The sequence below is a fragment of the Acidiphilium sp. AL genome, assembly GCF_025499445.1.
In the GTDB taxonomy this organism is placed as follows: domain Bacteria; phylum Pseudomonadota; class Alphaproteobacteria; order Acetobacterales; family Acetobacteraceae; genus Acidiphilium; species Acidiphilium iwatense.
Genome location: NZ_JAIMBZ010000110.1, coordinates 1 through 1,776, shown reverse-complemented (window position 1 = coordinate 1,776; position 1,776 = coordinate 1). Strand labels below are relative to the sequence as shown.

At 63.6% G+C, this 1,776-nt stretch carries 1 protein-coding gene and 2 pseudogenes; all 3 read right to left on the bottom strand.

What is annotated here, in order from left to right:
- Nucleotides 1-103: 103 nt before the first annotated feature.
- Nucleotides 104-634, bottom strand: a complete 531-nt coding sequence (locus tag AiwAL_RS20105) for an ATP-binding protein (RefSeq protein WP_316044812.1) — start codon at nt 632-634, stop codon at nt 104-106.
- Nucleotides 634-867: pseudogene (locus AiwAL_RS20100) on the bottom strand (hypothetical protein); the annotation flags it as partial. The gene AiwAL_RS20105 and the pseudogene AiwAL_RS20100, both read right to left, overlap by 1 nt.
- Nucleotides 868-1,059: 192 nt before the next feature.
- Nucleotides 1,060-1,663 (bottom strand): annotated as a pseudogene (locus AiwAL_RS20095) (Mu transposase domain-containing protein); the annotation flags it as partial.
- Nucleotides 1,664-1,776 lie beyond the last annotated feature (113 nt).

The window sequence follows — 1,776 nt, the reverse complement described above, 5'->3', positions numbered from 1 at the left end:
TATCGTCGACTGGCTGAAGCGGCTATGATTCCGTAACCGAGTTATGTGGAGTTGGCGGCCCTCAAACCTTCGTCGGCTGGAGTTGACGCCTTCCAGCTCCACATCACTGCGCGCTGCACATAAATCGAGTCACGATGAGGTCGTAGCGCAGCAGTTTCTCGACCAGATAGCCACTGCGGCCTGCGGCCTTTTCCTGCTCCAGCTGATTGACCAGATCGACGAGGTTGTAGAACCGACCTCGCGCTCTGGCCCGAATGACGGCCGAGGCGACGGCGATGCACAGATGAGTCTTTCCGGTACCGGTTCCGCCGACAAAGATTCCGTTGCGTTTGGCATCGAGGAAGCTGCCGGTGGCGAGCTCGCGCACCAAACCCTCGTCGATCGGGGTGCCCTTGAAGCTGAATTTGTCGAGATCCTTGAGCACCGGGAACTTGGCGCCGGTGATCCGGTAGCTGATCGAGCGCGCCTGGCGGTGGGTGCGTTCGGCTCGGATCAGGCTGGCGATCAGCGGGTAGAACTCGTCCCGTCGTGCGAGGCCCTTGCCGGCGATCTCATCGAAGCTCGCGCGCATGCCGTGCAGCTTCAGTTCCGCCAGCCCGGCAATGATGTCCTGACGTTCCATGGGGCGTTCCATTACGCGCCCTCCGATGCCATTCCATACGCGCAAAGGGCGCGCATGGAACCTTGGGGCATCTCCGCCCGCCTGAGGCTGTCATAGCGGCCACAATCGGCCTTCGGTTCGACCTTCAGGCGCAGGGCGTCAGGGGTGATGATGCTCGGCGGCGCCGGCGGCTGCAGCCGGCGCGCCAGAACGGCCAGGATCACGTCGCCGCTGGCGATACCGGCCTCGAGCGCTTCGGCGCATGCCGCCTCGACCGCAATCAGCCCGTGGTCGAGCACGGCACCCAGAACCTTGACGAACTGGCGGTCGCCATCGGTGTGCCGCTTGAGTTTGGCCCGGACCTCGGCAAGGCCCGCAGGTAGATCCCAGTCCTTGAATGGCGCGCCGTTGCGCAACGCCCCCGGCTTTCTCACCAGGATCGGCAGATAATGCCAGGGATCATAGATCACTTGATCGCGCCGGAACTGCCGCGGATGCTCGGCGACAACCTCGCCGCCCAGCAGCACGACGATACGATCGGCGTGGGATCTGACCTGTACCATCTGCCCCGCGGCACGCGCATCGACGCTGTAGCGGTTGTGATCCGCCATGATCAGACAGGTCGTGCTCGCGCGGATCACCTTCTCGACAAACCCGTCGAACGGACCGCGCAGCGCCATCAGACTGGCCTGTTCGTCCTGGAACGCCGCCCAGACCGTCCGGCCCTTGAACTCGGGATGCTCGGTCCGCTTGGCGTAGGCAACGCACTCATCCGCCAACCACGCGTTGAGCTCCGCGAGGCTGCCGACCCGCGGCTTGGGGCGGAATAACTGGTCGCGCAGATTGCCGACCTGGTTCTCAACCTGACCCTTTTCCCACCCTCCGCAGCCCTTCCAACGACGCTTCGCATCGTCGGAACCTTTTGGCTGCTCCGCCCGCCGCTGGCGTGCAGGCCACCGGCTCGACCAGGTGATGCGAGCACATCTGCAGAAAGCGCTGGTTGTAGCGCCGCGCCTTGCCCAGAAAGATCGCCTCCACTGAACCGCGCCGGGAATCCTGGAGGCTCCAACTCTTGAGTAGGATGGAGCAATGGAAAAGCGGAAGACATCGAACAGATATTCACCTGAGGTCCGCGAACGCGCGGTGCGGATGGTGCTGGAGCATGGCAAGGATCA

Bases quoted from the DNA above. Each gene is read 5' to 3' on its own strand.
- AiwAL_RS20105 (WP_316044812.1), bottom strand. From the start codon at position 634: ATGGAACGCCCCATGGAACGTCAGGACATCATTGCCGGGCTGGCGGAA.